General features: G+C 61.3%; 15 protein-coding genes. 10 read left to right on the top strand and 5 right to left on the bottom strand.

Translation table 11 applies throughout. The annotated features are described in order from the left end of the window. Positions 1–50: 50 nt before the first annotated feature. Positions 51–1718, bottom strand: coding sequence for an ABC1 kinase family protein (locus tag ACZ5WW_RS10655; RefSeq protein ID WP_377164356.1), 1668 nt, complete (start codon positions 1716–1718; stop codon positions 51–53). Between the two features lie 92 nt (positions 1719–1810). Between ACZ5WW_RS10655 and ACZ5WW_RS10650 the strand changes: the two genes are divergently transcribed. After that, the gene (locus ACZ5WW_RS10650) at positions 1811–2392 is read left to right on the top strand and encodes an NADPH-dependent FMN reductase (protein WP_377164358.1); all 582 of its coding nucleotides are present in this window, start codon (positions 1811–1813) and stop codon (positions 2390–2392) included. Between the two features lie 52 nt (positions 2393–2444). Here ACZ5WW_RS10650 and ACZ5WW_RS10645 read toward each other — a convergent pair whose 3' ends face one another. Next, positions 2445–3986: an FHA domain-containing protein gene (locus ACZ5WW_RS10645; protein ID WP_377164360.1), complete on the bottom strand. Its 1542-nt coding sequence runs from the start codon at positions 3984–3986 to the stop codon at positions 2445–2447. A 99-nt stretch (positions 3987–4085) separates the two neighbouring features. Beyond that, entirely contained in the window at positions 4086–5009 is a 924-nt protein-coding gene (locus tag ACZ5WW_RS10640; RefSeq protein WP_377164362.1) for an FHA domain-containing protein, read from the bottom strand. A 101-nt stretch (positions 5010–5110) separates the two neighbouring features. On the opposite strand from ACZ5WW_RS10640, the gene ACZ5WW_RS10635 reads away from it, so the two are divergent. Next, positions 5111–5725, top strand: coding sequence for a DNA-3-methyladenine glycosylase family protein (locus tag ACZ5WW_RS10635; RefSeq protein WP_377164364.1), 615 nt, complete (start codon positions 5111–5113; stop codon positions 5723–5725). A gap of 60 nt (positions 5726–5785) precedes the next feature. Further along, positions 5786–7273, top strand: coding sequence for a DEAD/DEAH box helicase (locus ACZ5WW_RS10630; RefSeq protein ID WP_377164366.1), 1488 nt, complete (start codon positions 5786–5788; stop codon positions 7271–7273). A 14-nt stretch (positions 7274–7287) separates the two neighbouring features. On the opposite strand, the gene ACZ5WW_RS10625 is transcribed toward ACZ5WW_RS10630, so the two are convergent. After that, positions 7288–8544 (bottom strand): hypothetical protein, encoded by a 1257-nt coding sequence (locus tag ACZ5WW_RS10625; RefSeq protein WP_377164368.1) that lies wholly within the window; start codon positions 8542–8544, stop codon positions 7288–7290. Positions 8545–8746: 202 nt separating this feature from the next. Here ACZ5WW_RS10625 and ACZ5WW_RS10620 point away from each other — a divergent pair, with 202 nt between their 5' ends. The 5 genes from ACZ5WW_RS10620 to treY all read left to right on the top strand — a co-directional run bounded on the left by ACZ5WW_RS10620 (position 8747) and on the right by treY (position 19566). Continuing rightward, on the top strand, positions 8747–10018 hold the full coding sequence (locus ACZ5WW_RS10620; RefSeq protein ID WP_377164370.1) for an MFS transporter: 1272 nt from the start codon (positions 8747–8749) through the stop codon (positions 10016–10018). Positions 10019–10117: 99 nt separating this feature from the next. Further along, positions 10118–11428: a xylose isomerase gene (gene xylA / locus ACZ5WW_RS10615; protein ID WP_377164372.1), complete on the top strand. Its 1311-nt coding sequence runs from the start codon at positions 10118–10120 to the stop codon at positions 11426–11428. A 199-nt stretch (positions 11429–11627) separates the two neighbouring features. Then, the gene (treS, locus tag ACZ5WW_RS10610) at positions 11628–14912 is read left to right on the top strand and encodes a maltose alpha-D-glucosyltransferase (protein WP_377164374.1); all 3285 of its coding nucleotides are present in this window, start codon (positions 11628–11630) and stop codon (positions 14910–14912) included. Further along, positions 14909–16732 carry a malto-oligosyltrehalose trehalohydrolase gene (gene treZ / locus ACZ5WW_RS10605; protein WP_377164376.1) on the top strand — a complete coding sequence of 608 codons (1824 nt, stop codon included), beginning with the start codon at positions 14909–14911 and terminating at the stop codon, positions 16730–16732. The genes treS and treZ overlap by 4 nt, the downstream gene beginning before the upstream one ends. Then, the gene (gene treY / locus ACZ5WW_RS10600; RefSeq protein ID WP_377164378.1) at positions 16729–19566 is read left to right on the top strand and encodes a malto-oligosyltrehalose synthase; all 2838 of its coding nucleotides are present in this window, start codon (positions 16729–16731) and stop codon (positions 19564–19566) included. The genes treZ and treY overlap by 4 nt, the downstream gene beginning before the upstream one ends. Positions 19567–19569: 3 nt before the next feature. Here treY and ACZ5WW_RS10595 read toward each other — a convergent pair whose 3' ends face one another. After that, entirely contained in the window at positions 19570–21894 is a 2325-nt protein-coding gene (locus tag ACZ5WW_RS10595) for a M1 family metallopeptidase (protein WP_377164380.1), read from the bottom strand. A gap of 121 nt (positions 21895–22015) precedes the next feature. Here ACZ5WW_RS10595 and ACZ5WW_RS10590 point away from each other — a divergent pair, with 121 nt between their 5' ends. Both ACZ5WW_RS10590 and ACZ5WW_RS10585 read left to right on the top strand, forming a co-directional pair. Continuing rightward, the gene (locus ACZ5WW_RS10590; protein ID WP_377164382.1) at positions 22016–23026 is read left to right on the top strand and encodes a sugar phosphate isomerase/epimerase family protein; all 1011 of its coding nucleotides are present in this window, start codon (positions 22016–22018) and stop codon (positions 23024–23026) included. After that, entirely contained in the window at positions 23023–23775 is a 753-nt protein-coding gene (locus tag ACZ5WW_RS10585) for a TSUP family transporter (RefSeq protein WP_377164384.1), read from the top strand. The genes ACZ5WW_RS10590 and ACZ5WW_RS10585 overlap by 4 nt, the downstream gene beginning before the upstream one ends. The last annotated feature ends 68 nt before the right edge of the window (positions 23776–23843 follow it).

Here is a 23843-nt window from a genome sequence, read left to right as displayed (position 1 = left end):
AGCTGTCAAGAATCGGTCATAATTCGTGAAGATTCAGACATGCATGAAATTCAGTCCTTGGATTGAATGTTCCCCGATTTCTTGATGGCGCGAAGGAGACGCCAGCCAAGGAAGAGAGACAGAGCATAACCGAGGGCGCCAAAGATGGAAATGCCGTAGAGCAGCGGCGCGGCCTGGCGGCTCCACAGTTCACTGGAGCCGAGGAAGATGGCTGCGGTGAGGATGCCGAGGACGAGGCGGTTGACGATGGGGTCGAGGTGGCGGTGGTCGATGTGAACGGTGAAGGAGCCGTCGCGGAAACGGGCGAGCAGGTCGGTGAGATCACGTGGGAGGGCGGTGAGGAGACGATTCCAGACGCGGAAGGAGCGGCGGGCGCGCTTGGCGATGCGGCCTGGGGAAAACCGGCGCAGCAGGAGGCGCGTGCAGTAGGGCTGCATGAGCTCGGCCAGGCTCACGTCCGGGCTGAAGCGCCGGGAGGTGCCTTCCAGCACAATGAGGGTCTTCAGCAGCATCGCGAGCGAGGGGGGGAGGACGATGTGATGGCTGCGGATGATTTCGACGAGATGACTCAAGGCCGCACCGACCTGGATGTCATTGAGAGGATGGCCGGTGTAGTCCTCCATGAACTCCTGGAGGTCTGCGCGCAGTTTGTCACGAGCGCAGTCCGGTGGTACGGAGCCCAGGCGGAGGACCTGCTCTGCGACGAGCTCGGAGTCGTTTTCCACGATGCCGAGCAGGAGGGCCTCGACCTCGTCGCGGAGGTCTTCGTCGATACGGCCGACCATGCCGCAGTCGATGACGCCGACGATGTTTCCTGGGAGGAGGATGAGGTTTCCGGGATGAGGGTCAGCGTGGTAGAAGCCGTCGCGGAAGACCATTTCGAGGTACATGTTGGCGCCGCGTTTGGCGAATTTGCCGAGATCCACGCCGGACTGCTGCAGGGCCTCGATGTCTGTGCCGACGATGCCATCCAGGCGCTGCATGGTGACGACCTGGTGGGAGCAGAGCTCGCCGAAGAGTTCGGGGATGCAGACGGTCGGGTCGTCGGCGAAATTGCGTGCAAACTCCTCCTGATTTTGCCGCTCGTAGGTGAGGTCGAGTTCGCGAAGCAGGGTGCGGCGGAACTGGCGCACAACAGCCAGCGGCTGGTAGGAGCGCAGGGCAGGGGAGTGCTTTTCCAGAAGCTCGGCGAGGGCCTGGACGATCTCCACATCCGTGGCGGCCTGTTCGGCGACGCCCGCGCGGCGCACTTTGACTACGACGCTATGGCCGGTGTGAAGGCGTGCGGCATGCACCTGGGCCACGGAGGCGGCGGCGAGAGGGGTGTCGTCAAAGGAGGCAAAGAGCTGCTCAATAGGCAGGCCGAGCTCAGCCTCAATCGTCGCGCGAGCGACGGCAGCGGTGTCTGCGGGCACATTGGCCTGGAGCTGGGAGAGCTCCTCGGTCAGGTCCGCGCCGAGGAGGTCTGCGCGGGTGCTGAGCATCTGGCCGAGCTTGATGAAGGTGGTGCCGAGCTCTGTGAGGGCCATGCGCACGCGGGCCGCCTGAGTCACGCCGGTGGTGAGAGACTGGCCGTCAGCGCTTTTGAGGCGGTCCTGAAGCCAGGAGTGTTTGAAGCCCCCGAACAGGTCCGCGAGCCCATATTTGCCGAGAACGGCGGCTATTTCCGCGATGCGTTTAGCGTAACGTTCGAGGCGGGCCAGGGCGTCAATCTTCATTATGGGGCCAACCTTCACAGAAAAGAGGTGCCTGACAACGCTGAAAGCTCACTCTTGGCTGGCGGTTTTGGCGTGTGCAGGTATCCATGGGAATGAGCACTCCCAAAGTCCTTGCGTTTGCAGGCAGCACCCGCGCAGCATCCTACAACAAGAAGCTGGTCCGCCACGCCGCCGAGGCGGCTCGTGCGGCCGGTGCCGAGGTCACGCTGCTGGATCTGCGAGACTACCCGCTGCCACTGTTTGACGGTGATCTGGAAGATGAGCAAGGGCTGCCTGAGAATGCGAAAAAATTGAAGGCGATCTTTCGTGAGCATGATGCGCTGCTGATTTCATCGCCTGAATACAACAGCTCAGTCACCGCCGTGCTCAAGAACACCCTGGACTGGGTGTCGCGAGCTGAGACGGATGAGGAGCCTGCTCTGGCGGCCTTTCGCGGAAAAGCGGCTGCCCTGATGAGCGCCTCTCCAGGGGCGCTCGGCGGGCTGAGGGGGCTGGTGCACCTGCGTGCGATTCTGGGCAACATCGGTGTCATCGTGCTGCCGGACCAGGTGGCCGTGCCCAAGGCGCATGAAGTCTTTGATGAGAGCGGCGCACTGAAGGATGAACGTGCGGCCAAGCAGGTGACGCACGTGGCGCAAGGCCTCGTGGGGTTTCTGAAAAAGCACCTGGGGTGATGTGTGACTGACGCGGAGCTGGCCCTGGTGAAGGTGTGAGCTGCTGGCCGGCTCAGGCGCGCGCGGCGGCTTTTTGGGTGCCAGGGCCCCGGGTGCGCTCTGACTTGATCGGGACCGGGGCAAGGCGGATCGTCTCGACGTGGACCACAACGGGGGGCGCAGCACCGGAAGCCTGCTGTGCCGCTGGGTCTGCAGGACCTGCGGCGAGAGGGCGCAGAGATGCGATCTTCGCCTCGAGTTCAGCGAGTTCGCGGCGTGCGGCTTCGACCTGGGAGGTGAGCACGGTGTTTTCTGGTTCGGCAGGAGTGGCCGCATCCTGGGCGGGCTGGCGTTTCGGGGCGGCGATTTGCGAGCTGCCTGCCTGTGCGTCGCGGTAGCGCTGCTCGACAGCCGCGAGACGCAGTCTGGCGTCTGAGAGCTGCTGCTTTGCGGTGGCGAGGTCCTGATTGAGCTGATCCAATTCGACGCGCTTGGTTCTGGCTTCTTCGTGACGGCTGGTTTCAGCTGCGAGCGCGGCGGTGCATGCCGCGAGCTCTGCGGAGCGAGAGGCCAGCTGTTTTTCGCCAGCGGCGAGTTCTTCCTGGAGGCGCTGCAGCGAGGCCTCGGCTGCGGCACAGCGCTGCTCCAGAGACATGAGGAGAGATTCAAGGTCTTTGACGGCAGCTTCCTCCCGCTGGTGCCTGGCAGTGAGCTCCGCAGTGGCGGTGCTGAGAGAGGTGTGCCTGGCCTCCTCTTCTGCGATGCGCTTTTCATGCTCGATGATCTGCTGGCGCAGAGAGTTCAGCAATGCCTCGTCCTGCTCGCATTCATCGCGCACCTGTTTGAGCCGGGCTGCGGCCTCCTCCTTTTGAGCGGCCAGGATTTCGATTTCCTGCTGGGCTGTAGCTGCTGCGGCGGTGAGGCGCTGGACCTCGGTGGACTTTTCGTAATGCTGGGTGTTGAGACGCTCGAGGGCCGCAGTTTTATCCTCGTGCTGGCGCGTCAGGGCGCTGATGGTTTCAAGCCACTCATGGTGTGCCGTTGTCGCCTGCTGCACAGCGGCTTTGACGGGGGCGAGCTTTGCCTCCTCCGCACGCAGGGACTCCACGCGTGCCAGATGCAGTTCGCGCTCTTTTTCGGCGCGCTGCTGCCAGTCGCGAAGCTCCTTTTCAGCGGCAGCGATCTCGGATTTGATCCGTGCTTTTTCGGACTCCAGTCTGGCGATGTCTTCGTGATGGGCCTTGTCTGAAGAGGCCGGTGCTGGCGGGAGGGGAGCTGGAGCCGTGGTGGAAGCCGGAGGAGCGGCGGCCAGGGGGCTGGCGGCGGGGAGCTCAAGATCGAGCGTGCCTACGAGGGGGCCAAAAGCGATGGTGTCTCCATGGAGAAGGGTGCAGCTGAGCTGGGGCTCGCCATTGACGAAGGTGCCTGCGGTGGACTTGAGATCAAAGACCTGGAGGCTGCCGTCGGCGTTTTGGACGATCTCGGCATGATGCAAAGAAATGCGCTCATCATCGACCATGATGTCGTTGTTCTCGTCACGTCCGATGGTGATGTGTTCCTTGAGGGGAACCACCACTTCTTGTCCGTCTTCGAGCACGAAAGTGATTTTGGCCATGGGGGGATTTAGCGTTGAAACTGGCGCAGCAAAGTCGATGAAACGTGTGTAATCAATCAGGCATTTGCATGTGCGGGCGAATGATGCAGAAACAGTGCCTCAATCGGCTGTTTTTTTGGAGATGCGATCAATGGCGGCTTCAAAGTTTTTGAGTTCGGCGTGAGCCAGGTCCGCCTGCTGGCGCAGCTCGCTGCGCTGACGCTCTGCCTCGATGATGTCGGCACGGAGTTCGGCGAGCCTGTGCTCAAGTTCGGCCAGCCGTTCGCGTCGTTTATCCTCCTCAGCCTGAGAGGTTTCGATGCTGCGCTGCAGGGCGGCGGTTTGCTCTTGGTGGCGGGTGGTCAGATCCTGGATGGACTTGATCCAGCCGTCATGTGTCATTTCTGCCTCGCGGATCGCCGTCTTGACGCCGGCCAGGTGCTCTTCACCAGAGCGGAGAGATTCCATGTGGGCAAGATGTTCGGCGCGCTCTGCTGCGGACTGCTGCTGCAGGCTGCTCAGTTCTTTCCGAATGGCGTCCACCTCGGATAGCAGGAGCGTTTTTTCTGCCTCCAGAAGGGCTGTGGCCTCCTGATGGTTCGCATGCCCGGGACCGGCGGAGTCCAGCCTGCCTCTTCTTCTGCGGTTGCGAGTGGCGAGCTTGCCGGCTTTGACCGGCAGATCGAGAGTCACGGCCTGCGTTTCGTCTCCTGATGGCCGGGGGGATGGAGTGTGGTGGGAGCCGTGGGTGTGAGGGGCTGCGAGATCGAAGACGGCGGTGAGCGGGCCAAATGCGAGCCTGTCTCCTGGGTGGATGGTGCGGCTGTGGACACGCTCGCCGTTGACAAAAGTGCCGGCGGTGGAGCTGGAATCAAACAGCTGGATGCTGCCGTCCGCATTGCTCACCAGTTCGGCGTGGTGTTTTGAGACACGTTCGTCATCGACGACGACGTCATTGTCCTCCGAGCGTCCGAGAGTCAGATGGTCCGAAATGGGGACGACGATTTCCTGGCAGTCTTCGAGAACAAAGGTGAGTTTTGCCATGGCTTCGCGTGTGACCGATACTGCGAGAGATACGAGTCAAACCCGAATCCGAGTACTGAATCAACCTTGCATTTGTTTCGATGTCGCAATGATGTCCGCTCATGCATTCTGAGGCTGAAGCCGAACTCTCCAAGCGCTGTCCTGTCATGCGAAGGCTGATCAAGGCCCATGGCCCCTGTCAGCTGGCTGCGCAGAAACGGCCGCCCTATGAGGCGCTGGTGAGTGCGGTGGCGCATCAGCAGCTGCATGCGAATGCGGCGGAGGCGATTTTGCGGCGCTTCAGGGCGCTGTTTCCGAAGTCACGGTTTCCCAAGCCGGAGCAGGTGCTGAATGCGAGGGATGAGGAGCTGCGCGGCTGCGGCTTTTCCACGGGCAAGATGCTCGCGATCCGGGACATCGCCGCCAAGACGCTCAGCGGGCAGATCCCCGGGCGGGCGGCGGCGCTGAGGCTCGGCGACGAGGAGCTGATCGAGAGGCTGGTGGCGGTGCGTGGTGTCGGGCGCTGGACGGTGGAGATGCTCTTGATTTTCACGCTGGGCAGGCCGGATGTGTTTCCGAGCGATGACTACGGGGTGAGGAATGGCTGGCGCGTGGTCAAGGGACTGGAGGAAATGCCGAAGCCGAAGGCATTTCGTGAGCTGGCCGAGCGCTGGCAGCCGCATCGTACGCTGGCGGCGTGGTACCTGTGGCGGGCGGCGGATGCGGCCAAGGGCTGAGGCAAGGGGGCGGAAACGGATGATTGCCAATGCCCCCATCGGGGACTAAGAGGGACGTGCATGTCTTTTAGCTCACTCGGTCTCGACTCCCACATCCTTACAGCCATTCAAGAAGCCGGTTACACGGAACCCACTCCCATCCAGGCGGCTGCGATTCCGACGGTCATCCAAGGAGGAGATGTGATCGGCATCGCCCAGACTGGCACAGGCAAGACTGCGGCGTTCACACTGCCGATCCTGACCCGGCTGGCTGCCAACCCGATTCCGCAGGGGCAGCGGCGGCGCACGCGTGTGCTGGTGCTGGCGCCAACCCGGGAACTGGTGGCGCAGATCGAGGAAAACGTGCTGGCGTATGCGAAGCATCTGCCGCTGAAGATTGCCAAGGTGTATGGTGGTGTGGGTGAAAAACCGCAGAAGGACGCGCTGCGTGCGGGGAGTGACATCGTGATCGCCTGCCCGGGACGGCTGCTGGACCTGATGGCGCAGCGCTGTGCGGACTTTTCCCAGCTGGAGCATCTTGTGCTCGATGAAGCGGACCGCATGCTGGACATGGGCTTCCTGCCAGACATCCGCCGGGTGATCAACCAGCTGCCGAAGAAGCGCCAGACGCTGATGTTTTCAGCCACGCTTTCGAAGGAGATCGAGAGCCTGACGCATGAGTTTCAGCATTCGCCGAAGATTGTGCAGATAGGCAAGCGCTCGAACCCGGCAGAGACGGTGACGCAGCTGGTGTATGAAGTGCAGAAGCACCTGAAGCTGAGCCTGCTCATGCACCTGCTGAAAGACGAAAAAATGCAGATGGTGCTGGTCTTCAGCCGCACGAAGCACGGGGCGGACAAGATCGCGAAAAAGCTGGAGCAGAGCGGGGTGCGCTGCGCCACGCTGCATGCCAACCGCTCGCAGAACCAGCGCCTGCGCGCTCTGGATGATTTCAAGACGGGCACGGTGCGCGTGCTGGTGGCCACGGACATCGCGGCGCGTGGCATCGACGTGGACGGCATCTCGCATGTGGTGAACTTTGACTTTCCGCACATCGTGGAGGACTACGTGCACCGCATCGGCCGCACGGGGCGTGCGCAGGCGATCGGCGACGCGATCAGCTTTGTTTCACAGGATGAGGCTGCGGATCTGCGCAAGCTGGAGAAATTCATCAACCGTGGACTCATCCGCAAGCGTGCGGAGGGGTTTGACTACAGTGCCGCAGCGCCTGCGCCTACCGGCGATGAAAGGCTGGAACGGCGTGAGCAGCAGAGGCAGTTTCAACAGCGCCGCCCGCAAGGACAGGGTGGGCAGCAGCGGCATGGGCAGGGTGGCGGTGGCGGACGCTCTGGTGGACAGGGTGGAAGCCGATCCGGTGGCCAGGGCAGCCAGAGCGAATGGCGTCCGAGCGGCCAGGGCGGGCGCGGCAGACCGCAGGGGGGCGGCGAGCGCCGTTCGTCTTCATCCGCAAATGCTTCGCCGCGGGGCCAGCATGGGCAGGCGTCTCAGCATGATGCGCAGGCCCCATCGACTGCGCGGAAGCTGTGGAACAAGCTGACAGGGAAGTAGGCGGTCGAGGGAGATCACCTCGCAAACCAGCTTTTGGCGAGAGGGTTCGTGGCGAAGAATTCGAGCAACTGGTGAGCGACTTTCTCGCGGCCGCTGTTGCTGGGGTGGGTGCCGTCCGGGCCGAAGTCTTCCTTGGTGTATTTGAGGTCGTCGAACTTGCGGCCTTTCTCGCCATCGGCCCAAAGATAGGGCCCCCAGAGGAGGAGAGGGGATTTGGCAAGGGCGAGGGATTCGTCCCCGCCAGACTGCTGCTGGATGAGGTGGCGGACGGCGAAGGCTCCCTCGTAGGCGTAGGGCTCGGGATTGAGGCCGGTGGTGGCGTAGCCTGCATAGATGCGGCTGCCGAGGTAGGCGATGCGGAGATTGGGGAAGCGCTCTTTGAGAAGGTGCAAGACTTTGACGGTGTCTGCCTCCAGCGTGGCGAGGTGCTCGGTTTTGGACCCTGAGGGGCCGGCATTGGCGAGCTTGACCCAGGCCGCCTGCACTTGCTGAGGGCTGATCCCGGCGCGTTGAAGGCGGTTCATGGCCTCAGGCCATGGGCGGCCTTCGGGCTGGGCCCAGGCGGCCATGGTCTGGCCTCCCTGCGCACAATCGACGATCGTAACTTTGTCGGATTTCCGGGAGTCCTGGTCTGCGATGGTTTTGAAGACGGAGAACTCCTGAGTGGCGTTTGACATGCTGATGGAGACGAGCGCGATCCTGCCGCTTTCGGAGGGCTTGCCCTCGGCATCGAGGGGCTTGATCTGGGCGAGTGCTTCTGTGGCGGATTTTTTGAGGGGTTCGGGTGGCTCGTTGCCGCCTTTGCCGTAGAGGCCGCCGTCTTCGCCTTCATACTTGTCCTCGGCGGTCATGTCGGTGAGGGGCGTTAATGAGTCGGGGGCTTGGCGCTGATTGGAGGGGCGGCCGCCGCCTCCGCGATTGCCGCCGCGACTGCGGACCTCCTTGGCGTGGTCGAGGTACTTCTGGTCTTCCGCGCTTAGTTTCTCGCCGTTCTGCTCGCGGCGGTGCAGGGCTTGGGCCCTCTGCCAGTCGATTCCATCCTGCCCTTGCGCGGATGGCTGGCTGCTGCCGCTTTTCTGCATCTGGGCCTGATGGGCCGCCTTGGCGCGTTCCAAAAAGGCGGCTTCTTCTGAGGTGAGCGTGCCGCCACTCTGGCGTTTTTCGAAAAGCTGGCGGGCTTTGTCGAAATCCACTGGGGCGTCTGCGGACTGGCTGCGAAGGGCGGTGACACCGAGCAGGGAGACCAGAGCAAGTAGGAGGGCAGTCTTCATGGTGAAAGTGGAACACCGCCGGGCCTGTTTGGATTCAGGGACGATGAAATTTTGCAAGAGAGGGAAGCGCATCAAAACTGCAGAGGAGGTGCAGATCATGTGAAAAACCTGTCATCGGTTACCCCGTAGTGATGCCGGAGGCAGTCATGTGCTTTTAGGCTTGTCCTGCGCTCCGCCAGCCTTCAGCCTGAGTGTCAAAGCCATGTCCGATCCCAACAGCACCCGCCGCGTCGTTATCGCCAGCTTCATTGGCACCACCATCGAGTGGTATGATTTTTTTCTTTATGGCACGGCGTCGGCGCTGGTGTTTAACAAGCTGTTCTTCCCGAATTTTGACGCGCTGGCCGGGACGATGGCGGCCTTTGCGACGTATGCGGTGGGCTTCTTTGCGCGGCCGGTGGGGGGCATTGTGTTCGGGCATTTTGGAGACAAGCTGGGGCGCAAATCCATGCTGGTGACGACACTGATGCTCATGGGGGTGGCCACGGTGCTGATCGGGCTGCTGCCGACGTATGCGCAGATCGGTGTGTGGGCGCCGGTGCTGCTGGTGCTGCTGCGCTTCATCCAGGGCTTTGGGGTCGGTGGGGAGTGGGGCGGGGCGGTGCTGATGGCGGTGGAGCATGGGGCCACTGGCAGGCGAGGCTATTATGCGAGCTGGGTGCAGGCGGGCGTGCCGGTGGGGCTGCTGCTGGCGAATGCGGTTTTCAAGCTGACCTCCTCGATGGAGCCGCAGGCTTTTCTTGAGTGGGGATGGCGTGTGCCATTTTTGCTGGGGGTGCTGCTGCTGGGGGTGGGCATGTTCATCCGGCTGAAGATCATCGAGAGTCCGGTTTTTACGCAGGCCAAGGCGGAGGATGCTGGACCAAAGGTGCCCATCCTGGCGGTGATCAAAGATCACCCGCGCAATGTGCTGGTGGCCATGGGGGCGCGGTTTGCGGAGAATGCTTTTTTCTACATTTTCACCGTGCTGGTGCTCAGCTATGGCTCGCAGCAGCTGGGGCTGAAGAATGAGGACCTGCTGAATGCGGTGCTCGCAGGCTCGGCCGTGCAGCTGGCCGCCATCCCGATGTTTGGTGCGCTGTCTGACCGCGTCGGCAGAAGGCCGGTGTACCTGGGCGGGGCCTTGTTTCTGCTGCTCTTTGCGTTTCCGTTTTTCTGGATGATCGAGACGCGGCAGATGGGGCTGGTCATTCTGGGGGTGGTCATCGGTCTCACGGGGCATGCGGCGATGTATGGTCCGCAGGCGGCGTTTTTTTCGGAGCTGTTTGGTACGCGGGTGAGGTACAGCGGGGCGTCGCTGGGGTATCAGCTCGCCTCGCCGCTGGCAGGGGGGCTGGCGCCGCTCATCGCCACCGCGCTGCTGGAGCAGTCGGGTGGCAAACCCTGGCCGGTGGCGGTGTATCTGATCGTGATGGCTGTGATCACCCTGGTGTCTGTGTGGCTGGCGGAGGAGACGAACCGGAAGGCGCTTTGAATGGAGGGGGCGTGTCCAATTTGGCCTAAAAACTGTCCGGCGGTGGGCTGACGAACCAGTTGCACAGCGCCCTGTTTCGTCTCCCTTGCCAGTCCTACCATGAACGACGCCTTCCCAGACATCCCTAAAATTCAGTACGAGGGACCCAAGAGCCGGAACCCGCTCTCCTTCAAGCATTACAATCCTGACGAAATCGTCGGCGGCAAAACGATGCGCTCGCAGATGCGTTTTGCGGTCGCCTACTGGCACGCCATGCGCAACTCGCTGTCCGATCCATTTGGCGGCGGCACCGCGCAGCGGCCCTGGGATGACGGCAGCAACTCCGTGGCCAACGCGCAGCGCCGTGTGTGGGCCTGCTTTGAGTTCATGGAAAAGCTGGGAGTGGACTACTACTGCTGGCATGACCGCGATGTGGCTCCTGAGCTCGACACGCTGGCCGAGAGCAACGCCGCCTTTGACGCGGTGGCTGATGAGCTGGAAAAAGCGCAGAAGCAGACGGGCAAGAAGCTGCTCTGGGGCACGGCCTGCCTCTTCTCCCATGCACGCTACTGCCAGGGTGCATCCACGAGCCCGAACGCCGGAGTGTTTGCCTATGCCGCCGCGCAGGTGAAAAAGGCCATGGATGTGACGCATCGACTCGGTGGTGAAGGCTACACCTTCTGGGGCGGCCGCGAAGGCTACGCCACGCTGTGGAACACCGACATGAAGCGTGAGGTGAACCACCTCGCGCGCCTGCTGCACATGGCGGTGGAGTACAAGAAGAAGATCGGTTTCAAAGGCCAGTTCTACATCGAGCCGAAGCCACGTGAGCCTTCGACCCATCAGTATGATTCGGATGCGGCGGCGTGCCTGAACTTCCTGCGCGAGCACAACCTGCTGGAGCACTTCAAGCTGAACCTTGAAACGAACCACGCCACGCTTGCCGGGCACTCCATGCGTCATGAGATGCAGGTGGCCATCGCCGCAAACGCGCTGGGTTCTATCGATGCAAACACCGGTGACACTCTCATCGGTTGGGACACCGACCAGTTCCCGACCAACATCTACCTCACCACCGAGATCATGCTGGAAGTGCTCAAGATGGGAGGTCTCACCACCGGTGGTCTGAACTTCGACGCCAAGTGCCGTCGCGAGTCTTTTGAGCCGGTGGATCTTTTCCACGCCCACATCGGCGGCATGGACGCCTTTGCACGTGGTCTGAAGATCGCGCACGCGATGATCGAAGACGGCCGTATCGACGCCTTCATCAAGCAGCGCTACAGCAGCTACGACAGCGGCATCGGTGCGAAGATCGAGAAGGGCGAAGTCGGCTTCGAAGAACTCGAAGCGCATGTGCTTGCCAACGGCGAGCCGCTCCTCGGCAGTGGTCGCCAGGAGATGATGGAAAACCTGGTGAACGACTACCTGTAAAGCAGCGGAGAGTTCTTTGGTTGGAGTCTTGAGGCGGCCGGAAACGGCCGCCTCATTTTTTTTGCGCTCAGGAGGCTGCTGCCAGCGGTTTAGAGTGTGGCAAATTTTTGGCTTAGCAGGGCATAAGGGACGGGGGCTAGGATGCGCCAGGGCGGGCATGGAGCCTTGCATCTTTCCGCCGAGTGCGGCACCTGTACCCATGAGCGATCCATTGTGGTTTAAAGATGCCATCATTTATCAGCTGCATGTGCGTGCATTCTGCGATGGGGACGGGGATGGAATCGGCGATTTCCGGGGGCTGATCTCAAAGCTGAATTATCTTGAACAACTCGGGGTGACGGCGCTGTGGCTGCTGCCGTTTTACCCTTCGCCACTGCGGGATGACGGCTACGACACGGCTGACTACCGGGCTGTCAATCCTGTCTATGGGACACTGGCGGATTTCCAGGAATTCCTGGATGAGGCGCACCGGCGCAACATGCGTGTGATCACAGAGCTGGTGCTCAACCACACCAGCGACCAGCATGCGTGGTTTCAGCGTGCACGCAGGGCCGGCCGGGGATCGAGGGAGCGTGAGTTCTATGTGTGGAGTGACACGCCGGAGCTTTACCGTGACGCACGAATCATCTTCAAGGACTTTGAGCATTCGAACTGGGCCTGGGACCCGGTGGCGAACGCGTACTACTGGCATCGCTTTTATGCGCACCAGCCGGATCTGAACTGGGACAATCCAGAGGTGGAGAAGGCCATGTTTGAAACCATCGACTTCTGGCTCGAAATGGGGGTGGACGGTCTGCGGCTGGATGCCGTGCCCTACCTGATCGAGCGGGATGGAACGAACTGTGAAAACCTGCCGGAGACGCATGCCATCCTGCGACGGCTGCGGGCGCACATCGACAGCAAGTTTCCCAACCGCATGCTGCTGGCAGAGGCCAACCAGTGGCCCGAGGAGGCTGCGGCCTATTTTGGCAAGGAGGGGGACGAGTGCTCGATGGCCTTTCACTTTCCGGTGATGCCGCGTCTTTTCATGGCGCTGCAGATGGAGGACCGCTTTCCGATCATCGACATTCTGGAACAGACGCCGGCGATCCCTGCGAACTCGCAGTGGGCGATGTTTCTGCGCAACCATGACGAGCTGACGCTGGAGATGGTCACGGATGAAGAGAGGGACTACATGTACCGTGTGTATGCGGCGGACCAGAGGGCGCGGATCAACCTGGGCATACGCCGCCGGCTGGCACCGCTGCTGCGCAACAGCCGGCGGAAGATCGAGCTGCTCAATGTGCTGCTGCTTTCACTGACGGGTACGCCCATCATCTACTACGGCGATGAGATCGGGATGGGGGACAACATCTACCTGGGGGACCGCAACGGGGTGCGCACGCCGATGCAGTGGAGCATGGACCGGAACGCGGGCTTTTCGAGGGCGAACGCGCAGCAGCTCTATTTCCCGGTGATCATTGATTCGGAATACCACTATGAGGCGGTGAACGTGGAGACGCAGGAGCGCAATCCATCCTCCCTGCTGTGGTGGACGCGCCGCACGGTGGCCATGCGCCAGAGATACAGGGCTTTTGGCCGTGGCAGCATGGTGTTCCTGCCGTCAAGCAATCCGCGAGTGCTTGCATTTGTGAAGGAGTTTGAGGAGGAGAAGATCCTGGTCGTGGCGAATTTGTCGCGCTTTGCCCAGACCGTGGAGCTGGACCTGGCGCAGTGGCAGGGGCTGAGGCCGATGGAGGTGTTCAGCCACAACCGTTTTCCTGTGATTGCCGCGACGCCCTATTTCATGACGATGGGGCCGCATGACTATCTCTGGCTGACGCTGGAGCCGAACGCCGAGCCGCAGCGCATCGGTGTGGCGTTCACGCCGCCGCAGGTGGGACAGCCCCCCACATGGACGAGTGTGATGGCAGCACTCCACAGCCATGCCTTCACCGAGCATGCGCTGCCGGAGTGCCTGCAGCACTGCCGCTGGTTTGGCGGCAAGGCACATGCCCTGCGCAGTGTGCAGGTGACAGAGATGGTCCCCCTGGGACAGGCCACGACGGGCGGTGATGCGGGAAGGCTGGCCTTTCTCCAGGTGAACTACTTTGAGGTGCCGCCTGAACTCTACCTGCTGCCGCTGCAACTGGCCGCCGCTGGCGAGGCCTCCGAAGCTGTGGTGGCGCGCTTTGCCTCAGAGGAGGGGGAAGGGGTGTTGTTTGATGCCCTGGACGACGAGAGTTTTCGTGCAGGATTGCTGGAGATCATTCTGGGGGAGAAGCGGCTGAAGGGGGGCGCAGGCGAACTGGCCGGCATTTGCGGCAGAGCGCTCAAGGAGCAGGCTGCGGACCTGGTGCTGCCGCTGCCATCGCGTGCGCTGCGGGCTGAGCAAAGCAACTCTGCGATCATCTATGACGGGCGTTACTTCCTGAAAATCTACCGCAAGCCGGAGGCCGGCCAGAATCCTGATGCCGAACTGCTGAGATTTCTCAGCGAGCGGCAAGGCTTTGCGAATGTACCCGGGTACTGCGGAGCGATCGAGTACCGGGTGCAGGGCGCGGAACCACGTGTGCTGGCGCTGCTGGTGGCGAATGTGCCAAACGAGGGCGACGCTTGGGAACACACTCTGGGGGCGCTGGGCCGCTACTACGAGCGCGTGCTGACGCATGAGCGCGTGCTGGCACAGCCACCGGGGAGCTGCGAGGTCGTGATGCCGGAGCTGATCGACGAAATTGTAGGCGGGGTGTATCCTGAACGCGTCCGGCAGCTGGGAGAGCGCACGGCGCAGATGCATCTGGCGCTGGCGGCAGACGCGGAGGATCCCAGCTTTGCGCCCGAGGAGTTCACCGGGCTCTACCAGCGGTCGCTTTACCAATCCATGCGCTCAGGCACCAGGCGCATGAGCCATCTGCTGCGTCACCAGCTGGCGGCTCTTCCAGATGTCTGCCGCGAGGAGGCGGAGGCGCTGCTGCGGCGGGAGGATGAAATCCTGGGCCGGCAGGCGCGCATTCTGGAGCACAAGATCAGCGCCGCGCGCATCCGCCATCATGGCGACTACCACCTGGGCCAGGTGCTGAACACGGGGCGGGATTTTTGCATCATCGACTTTGAGGGAGAGCCTGCGCGCCCGCTGAGCGAGCGCCGCATCAAGCGCTCGCCGCTGCGTGATGTCGCAGGCATGCTGCGTTCGTTTCATTATGCGGCGCACACTGCACTGGCGCAGCAGCATGGACTGCGTGCCGGGGAGACGGAGACGCTGGAAAAGTGGGCGGAAATCTGGGTCAGGCGTGTCAGTGACAACTTTCTGGAAGCCTACCTCGGTGCCGCGAAGGGAGCCGCCTTTCTGCCTGAGTCCGAGAAAACGCTGAAAATGCTGATCGATGCATATCTGCTGGAGAAGGCGGTCTACGAAATCTGCTACGAGCTCAACAACCGGCCTCAGTGGATTTACATTCCGGTCCGTGGCATTACGAGCATCTTAAACGGAGGCACCGAGGCATGAGCGGTGGCCTGTCCAGGCTGCGTCCGCAGGGCGCCGATCTGACCACCGGAGGCGTGCGCTACCGCATCTGGGCGCCGGAACGGCGGCAGGTGGAGGTGAGAATACTGCCTGGAGGCGGGGGCAAGGTGCGGACGATGATGCTGACAAAAGATGCAGAAGGCTACCACGCCGCAACGGATGCGGCCGGCATGGCAGGAGACAGATACCAGTACATGGTGGACGGTGACGGGCCGTTTCCAGACCCGGCCTCAAGGTTTCAGCCAGAGGGAGTGCACGGAGTTTCTGAGGTGACCGACCCGCATGCGTACGCATGGGGGGATGCGGGCTGGAGGCGTCCGCAGCTGAGAGATCTCGTCATCTATGAGCTGCACATCGGCACTTTCACGCCTGAGGGTTCTTTTGCCGCTGCGATCAAGAAGCTGCCTTATCTGTGCGAGCTGGGGATCAAGGCGCTGCAGATCATGCCTGTGGCGGATTTTCCCGGCACCCGAAACTGGGGCTATGACGGTGTGAGCCTCTTTGCGCCCGCGCGCTGCTATGGCAGGCCGGATGAGCTGAAGGCGCTGGTGGACGCCGCCCATGCGCTGGGGCTCGCAGTGGTGCTGGATGTGGTGTACAACCACCTTGGGGCGGACGGGAACTACCTCGGGGTGTACAGCCGCTTTTACTTCAATGACGATGTGCACACCCCCTGGGGAGCCGCGCTGAATTTCGACGGCCAGCGGCACGCGGTGGTGCGCGAGTACTTCCTTTCCAATGCGGAGTACTGGCTTGATGAGTTCCATTTCGACGGACTGAGGCTGGATGCGACGCATGCGATTCTTGACAAGTCATCGCCGCACCTGCTCGCGGAGATCGCACAGGCTGCGCATGCGCGTGGCGCGTTTGTGATTGCCGAAGACGAGCGCAATCTGGCGGCGGTGATCACGCCGGAGGGGCTTGGAATGGACGCGGTGTATGCCGACGATTTCTGCCACTCCATCCAGGTGGCTTTGGGGGACAGATCCTACCAAGATGATTTCACAGGAACCGCTGAGGAGATGGCGGACGAACTGCAGCAAGGCTGGCACTACCGAGGCCAGCTGAGCAGGCACCAGGGAAAGCCCCGTGGCAGCGAGGCGGGGCACCTGCCCCCGGAAAAATTTCTCCTCTGCATCAGCAATCACGACCAGGCGGGCAACCGTGCCTTTGGCGAGCGTCTGCATCAGCTGACAACGCCGGAAGCTTATCGTGCTGCGAGCGCCCTGCTGCTGCTGGTCCCGGCCACGCCGATGCTGTTCATGGGGCAGGAATGGGGGGCGAAGGCACCCTTCCTGTATTTCACCAACCATCATGACGAGCTCGGCCACCTCGTCACCGAGGGGAGACGTAGGGAGTTTGCACGATTTCCCGAGTTTCGTGATCCTGAAACGGCGCTGACGATCCCCGATCCTCAGAGCTTTGAGACTTTCACGCGTTCAAAGCTGGACTGGGATGAACGGCTGCGGTCTCCGCATCGCGAGCTGCTGGTCTTGTATCGTGAGTGCCTGCGACTGCGTGCGGGGGAGCCTGCGCTGAGGCCGGCAGGGCGGGAAGGCTGGGAGGTGACGAATGCCGGAGCGGTGATGCTGAGGTATTGCGGCCGAGACTGTGAATGGCTTGTCATGGCGCACCTCTCAAGTGCAGCAGCGGCGGTCGAGCTGCCAGAGGGGCGGTGGCGAATCCTTCTTTCAACCAACGAACCGCGCTTTGGCGGCTGCGAGAGCGTGAGCTTTGATCCTGCGGACGGCCGTGTGGAGCTGACCCGTCCTGAGCTGATCGTGATGCAAAAAATAAAATGATTCCTGACCGCCTACCCATTCCCTCCGCGACCTACCGCCTGCAGTTTAACAAGCACTTCACTTTCCGGCAGGCGCGGGATCTTGTGCCGTATTTGCGAGAGCTCGGCATCAGCCACGTGTATGCTTCGCCTTTTTTCCGAGCGGGTCCCGGGAGCCTGCATGGCTACGACATCGGGGACCACAATGAGCTGAATCCTGAGATCGGCACACGGGCTGAGTATGAGGAGTTTGTGGCGGAGCTGCATGCGCATGGGCTGGGGCAGATTGTCGATTTTGTGCCCAATCACATGGGGATCGGCTCGCCGGTGAATACGTGGTGGACGGACGTGCTGGAGAACGGCCCAAGCTCTGTGTTTGCCCCGCATTTTGACATCGACTGGCGGCCGCTGAAAAGCGACCTCAACAACCGCGTGCTGCTCCCGATTTTGGGAGACCAGTACGGGCGTGTGCTGGAGCGGGGCGAGTTCAAGCTGGAATTCGAGTCGGGGGCTTTTTTTCTGCGTTACTTTGAGACGCGGCTGCCGATCGCTCCGCGCACGTATGCGCTGATCCTTGTGCCAGCGCTGCTCAAACTGGCGGAGATGGGGGTGACTGAGGATTTTCAGGCGGAGTTTCAAAGCGTCATCACCGCGCTGGAGCACCTGCCGCCGCGCACCGAGACAGACCCGGAAAAAATCGCCGAACGTCTGCGTGAAAAGGAGATCATCAAAAGGCGGCTGCTGCGGCGGTGTGATGAATGCCCGCAGCTGGTCGAGGCCATCAACACCACGCTGCGTGAGATCGAAGGCAGGCCAGGGGATGCGCGCAGCTTTGATGCGTTTGACGAACTGCTCACTGCGCAGGCCTACCGGCTGAGCTTCTGGCGCGTGGCGGCTGAGGAGATCAACTACCGGCGCTTTTTCGACATCAACGAACTCGCCGCCATCCGTGTGGAGTTGCCGGAGGTTTTCGAAGCGACTCACCGTCTGCTGCTTGAGCTGATCGCCAGCGGTTCTCTGGATGGCGTGCGCATTGATCACGTGGACGGTCTGTGGAATCCCGCCGAATATCTGGCGCTGCTGCAGTCGCGTGCGTCCGGGCTGCTGCCTGGAAGGGATAAAAAGCTGCCGATGTACCTTGTGGTGGAAAAAATTCTGCTGGGCGATGAGCGCCTGCGCCCTGACTGGCCCGTGCATGGTACCACGGGGTATGAGTTTGCCAACCAGGTGATCCGGCTGCTGACAGATCCGGCTGCTGAAAAAGCGCTGACGGAGAGCTATGCCAAATTCACTGGAAGCCAGGCGAGCTTCACGGAGACCGCCTATCACAGGAAGCAGCTTGTGATGCGGCTCGCGCTTGCGAGCGAGATCAATGTGCTGGCTTTCATGCTGGACCGGCTGTCGGAGAAAAACCGCTGGTACCGAGACTTCACACTGAATGCGCTGACCACGGCTGTGCGGGAAGTCATCGCCTGTTTTCCTGTTTACCGCACCTATGTCACGCCAGATCAGGAGCCAAGCGCTGAGGATGCTCTTGCGGTGAGGCGTGCGGTGAGGCTGGCTGAGCGGCGCAATCCCGGCATCGAGCGTTCGATGTTTGATTTTCTTGGTGAGATTCTGCTGAAGAAATTTCCGGAGAACATCGATGAGCAGACCCGTGCCGAGCACATGCACTTTGTGATGAAGTTTCAGCAGTGCACGGGCCCGATCATGGCCAAGGGGGTGGAGGACACCAGCTTCTACATTTACAACAGGCTCGTCGCGCTCAATGAGGTCGGAGGGGAGCCGCACCATTTTGCGGTGTCCCAGGAGAAGTTTTTCAGCGAGTGCGCCGCACGTCTGCGCGAGCACCCGCACTGCATGCTGGCCACCTCCACGCATGACACCAAGCGCAGCGAAGATGTGCGGACGCGCATCGCCGCGCTTTCAGAGCTGGCCACGGAGTGGCGCAAGGCGCTGCGTCGGTGGCAGACGATCAACCGCCGGCACAAGCGCGAGATCGAGGGAGAGATGGCACCGGATGCGAACGAGGAATATCTCATTTACCAGACACTGCTGGGCACCTGGCCGCTGGGGCCCATGGACAGGGCGGCGAGGGCCGACTACCTCGGCCGCATCCAGCAGTACCTGATCAAAGCCATCAAAGAGGCCAAGGTCAACAGCAGCTGGGTGCAGCCGAACGAAGAGTGGGAGAACGCCGTGCGTGAGTTTGTGGCGAAGCTGCTCCGAGCCGGGGCCAACCGCTTTCTGGACAACTTCAAACTGCTGGCAGAGCGGGTGGCTCAGCTGGGGATGGTCAACTCCCTCGCGCAGACTGTGCTCAAGGCGACTGTGCCCGGCATGCCTGACACCTACCAGGGCACCGAGCTGTGGGACTTCAGCCTGGTGGATCCGGACAACCGACGGCTGGTCGATTATCAAGCACGGCGTGCTGCGCTCTCTTCTCTGGCAGAGGCTGCGCCTGCGGTGCTGCTGAAAGAGTGGCGAGATGGCCGTGTCAAACTGCACGTCACACAGCGGCTTTTGAATTTCCGGCGCAATCACGCCGCTCTCTTCATGCAGGGGAGTTTCAGCTCCCTGAACACCACCGGTGTCTTCAGGGATTCCTGCGTGGCGTTTATGCGCCGGGCTGAAGCCGTGGCGCTGGTCGTGATCGTCCCGCGACTGACCGCCCGCATCGGCTTCCCACCGGTGGGAGAGCTCTGGGGGGACACGGCATTGGAATGGCCGGAGGAGTTTGTTGGCAGGGAGGTGTGCGAGCTTTTCACCGGGGCAAGATTTGTCATCAGTGAAACAGCGCATGCTGTGGCCTCGCTGCTGCGTGAGCTGCCGGTGGCGGTTTACGTGCTGGACTGACGTTTATTTCTTTTCGTCTTCCTTCTCCGGCTTGGTCAGTTCGCGCATGGGGTTCACGGGCTTGTCGTCCTTGTAGAGCTGAAACTTGCTCTTCACAGGGCGGCGCGGCCAGTGGTTGTTTTCGATGTCGGTGTCCACGAGTTCCTGGCGGGGGTCGAAGGTGACAGATTTCAGCTCCTTTTTGGTGAAGAGGAGCTTGGCGGCTTTTTCAGTGTTGAAGCGCCAGATTTCAGCGGGGAGGCTGAGCTCCTCGCTGCTGCCATCGGTGTACTCCACTTTCAAGATGACCGGCGTGACGAGGCCGCCGACGTTGCTGAACTCGATGAGGTAGAAGTTGTGCTTGGTCTGCAGCAATGCGGGATCGATCTTTTCCTCCTTGAGCTCCTTGATGAGAGACTCGAATTTTTTCTTCTCGCTCGGCAGCACGGTGGCCTTGTCGTAGCTGTCGTAGAAGTCTTTGAGCTCAGGATAGCGGTCAATGCGCTTGGAGAGCGAGTAGTTGCGCTCGCGTGTGAGGGTTTTGGGCAGCTCATCCTCCTCCTTTTTCTTTTTTGGTTTTTCGATGGCGGGATCGCGTGAGTCGAGCTGGAGCCATTTCACTTCATCGATGGAGACATCCACGTGGTCGGTGCTGTAAAACCAGCCGCGCCAGAACCAGTCCAGGTCCACACCGCTGGCCTCCTCCATGGTGCGGAAGAAATCGGAAGGGGTGGGGCGCTTGAACATCCAGCGTTTGGCGTAGGTCTTGAAGGCGTGATCAAAAGCCTCGCGGCCGAGGATGTGCTCCCGCAGGATGTTGAGGGCCACGGTGGGCTGGCCGTAGGCATTGGGGCCGAGATCGGCGATGGATTCCGAATTCGTCATCACGGGCACGCGGTCCTTGAGGCGCATGTAGTCCACCATGCCGCGCTCGTTGCGGCGGTGCTTCCAGTCGTTTTCCCATTCCTCCTCCGTGAGGAACTCGACAAAAGAGTTCAGGCCTTCGTCCATCCAGGTCCACTGCCGCTCGTCGCTGTTCACGATCATGGGGAAGTAGTTGTGCCCGACCTCATGGATGACCACGCCGATGAGAGCATACTTGGTTTTTTCGGGATAGGTGCCGTCTTTTTCGGGGCGTGGGCCGTTGAAGCAGATCATGGGGTACTCCATGCCGCCGATGGGGCCGTTGACCGACCACGCGACTGGATAGGGGTACTCGAAGGTGTAGCGTGAATAGACCTGGATGGTGTGTGCGATGGCGTGCGTGGAATATTTGTCCCACAATGGCATGCCTTCCTTGGGGTAGAGGGACATCGCCATCACCGGCTTGCCTTTGACGCTGGCGCCTTCCACGGCCATGGCATCCCAGATGAATTTGCGTGAGGAGGCGAAGGCAAAATCGCGGACGTTGTCGGCCTGAAAGATCCAGGTCTTTTTTCCCTTGGGCTTGCTCTTTTCGGCGGCTTTGGCCTCGTCTGGCGTGACGATGAAGACGGGTTTGCGCTTTTCTTTTTCAGCCTGCAGGAGGCGGTCGCGCTGCGTCTTGGTCAGGACGGCCTCCGGATTCTGCAAGGTTCCGGTGGCGGCCACGATGTGGTCGTCCGGTGTGGTCAGGCTGACTTTGTAGTTGCCGAATTCGAGCGTGAACTCGCCGGTGCCGAGGAACTGCTTGTTGATCCAGCCTGCATAGTCGGTGTAGGCGGCCATGCGCGGGAACCACTGGGCGATGGTGTAGATGGTGTTGCCGTCCTCTTTGAAGAACTCGTAGCCGGTGCGCGCATTGATGCGTTCGCAGTCGTTGATGGGGTAGCTCCAGGCGATCTTGAAGACAAAGTCGGCTCCGGCGGCCAGCGGTTCGTTCAAGTCGATGCGCAGCATGGTTTTCACCACGGCATGCGGCAGCGCGCCGCCTTTGGCATCGGTGAGTTTGCTTATCTTCATTTCGCCGTCGTAGTCTTCATAGGCCAGCAGGCGGTCCAGTGCGGAGTAGGTGATCTTGGACGGGTCAATGCCGCGCTTGATATTTGGCACGGCGCGGGAGTCTGCGGAGTGAGACAGGAAATTTTGATCCAGCTGCACCCAGAGGTAAGTCAGCGGGTCCGGTGAGAGATTGTGGTAGGTGACAGTCGCCTCTCCTTTGATGGTGCGTTTCACATCGTCGAGCTCGACGTTGATGTCATAGTCGGCGCGGTTTTGCCAGTAGGCGGTGCCGGGTGCGCCAGAGGCATTGCGCTGCGGGGACGGTGTGGGGATGGAGGGGTCGAGCTGCTGAAACTTGCCGACTGGTGCGCCGGACTCGGCGGCGGAAAGGGTGAGTGCGGCGAAAAAGACAGGAAGGAGCAGTTTCATGAGAAGGGCGATTCTCCAAATCCAGGAGTCAAAGGCAAGCGCATCCTGCTCGTCTGATCTTGCGAGACGCGGTGAGTTTCTTCCTCTTGCCTTCGTTTGCTGGTTCTGATTGCATCAAACCATGAATCCACCTGCCGACATTCTTTCCCGCCGTGACGCCCTGAAAGCCACCATCGCCTCGGTGGGGCTGGGGGCGCTTGCCTTTGAGCCGGTGCGTGCAGCACCTGCGGCTGCGCCTGATGCGCGGCGGGGAGCGGTGAAGAAATACAACATGCTGAAGTCGATCAACCTTTGGGCCTTTCCGTATCCTGAGCGCATGACGCTGCGGGAGTGCATGCAACTGGCGAAGGATGCGGGATTCGACGGCATCGAGCTGAACTACGATCTCGACAATGATCTCTCTCCGAAGCACGGCACGGCGGACTACGTCAAAATTCGCAAGATGGCGGATGAGATCGGCATCCGGATCAGTGGGCTGTGCTCATTTCTTTTCTGGCCCTATCCGCTGACGAGCAATGACCCCGCCAAACGCGCGCAGGGGATGGAGCTGGCGGGAAAGATCGCGCAATGCGCGCACGACCTCGGTGTGGAAAACGTGCTCGTGGTGCCAGGCGCGGTGCACATCCCGTGGCGCACGGACCATGAGCCGGTGGCGAATGACGTGTGCGACCAGCGCGCCCGCGAAGCCGTGGGGCAGCTGGCGAAGCAGGCGGAGAAGCTGAAGGTTTGCCTGAACATTGAGAACATCTTTTTCAACGGCTACCTCATGACACCGATGGAGATGAACGCCTTTGTGGACAGCTTTGGCAGCGAGCATGTGCGCGTGCATTTTGACACCGGAAACATCAGCATGTTCCAGTTTCCCGAGCACTGGGCCAAGGTGCTGGGCAAGCGCACGAAGAACGTGCACCTGAAGGAGTTTACCAAGAAGGGCACCGACTTCAGCCTGGAGACCTTCCGCCCGCTTCTCGATGGCACCACCAACTGGCCTGCGGTGACGGATGCGCTGGCTGACACCGGCTATGAGGGCTTTCTCACCTTCGAATACTTCCATCCGTATGCCCATTATCCGGAGGCGCTGATCTACCAGACCTCGGATTCGCTGGACCGCATCCTGGGCCGCAAGTCATGAGCGGGGAGACGATCTGTCTTCTATTTGCCGCCGGGCTGAGCGGTGGATTCATCGATGCGATTGCGGGCGGTGGCGGGCTGATCTCGCTGCCTGCGTTGCTGTGGGCCGGGCTGCCGCCGCAGATGGCGCTGGGGACGAATAAGATGCAGGCTGTTTGGGGCACCCTGATGGCGGTGCGGAAGTATGCCAAGGCGGGTCTGGTGTCGTGGCCGCAGGTGCGGCTGACGGCGCTGATCACTTTTGTTTCCGCCATGGCCGGTGCGTGGGTGGTGACGCTGATCAGCAACGCTGTGCTGAAAATGATCGTGCCATGGATGCTGCTCGGCATTGCGTTGTATGTGCTGCTCAGCCCCGGGCTGGGAAAAACAGCTGCGCACGCACGATTAAAAATCGGTGCTTTTGCCTGCCTGGCGGGAGGCGTGCTGGGATTTTATGACGGTTTCTTTGGCCCCGGCACGGGAGCCTTCTGGGCGCTGGCCTGCATCTCACTGCTGGGCCTGGAACTGACACGTGCCACGGCCTTCACCAAGGTCGTGAATCTCACAAGCAACATGGCCTCGCTGGTCATCTTCGTTTTCTACGCGCGGGTTCATTATGAAATCGCGGCTGTGATGATTGCAGGACAGCTCATCGGCGGGCGGCTGGGGGCTGGAATGGCCATCCGGCATGGTGCGCCGTTCATACGGGTCATCTTCATCGCGGTGGTATTTGCGATGGTGGCCAAATTGTTATGGGACCAGATCTCATGAAGCCGGTGAGCAGTTCTGTGAATCCGCCTGAAAATGCAGGGCGTATTTGCCTGACACTCTCCCATGAC

This window comes from Prosthecobacter fluviatilis, assembly GCF_055388355.1.
The sequence above is the reverse complement of the archived record's forward strand: the minus strand, read 5'-3'. Positions and strand labels throughout refer to the sequence as shown.